We start from the raw sequence: 280 nt of genomic DNA on the forward strand, positions 1-280 counted from the left end.
GGTTGGGGTAGCGGCTGCCAGCCCAAGCAGTCAGACATTGCTGTTGACTGGCATGGCCGCGTTGACCGCAGGTGCGTTGTCGATGGCGGCTGGCGAGTATATTTCTGTCTCATCACAAGCGGATACCGAAAAGGCGGATCTCGATAAAGAGAGACATGAGCTGACGCATAATGCTGAGCGTGAGCTAATAGAGCTCACAAAAATTTATGAAGCGCGTGGACTTGAGCATGATTTGGCACATCAAGTGGCCGTAAGCTTGACTGAGCACAATGCCCTGGAG

At 52.9% G+C, this 280-nt stretch carries 1 protein-coding gene; it reads left to right on the top strand.

What is annotated here, in order from left to right; all coding sequences use genetic code 11:
- A partial coding sequence (locus tag AAEY55_RS18240; RefSeq protein WP_350552648.1) for a VIT1/CCC1 transporter family protein occupies positions 1 to 280 on the top strand: 280 nt, incomplete at both ends.

This window comes from Pseudoalteromonas sp. 120-MNA-CIBAN-0494 (assembly GCF_040308885.1).
Classification (GTDB): Bacteria; Pseudomonadota; Gammaproteobacteria; order Enterobacterales; family Alteromonadaceae; genus Pseudoalteromonas; species Pseudoalteromonas nigrifaciens.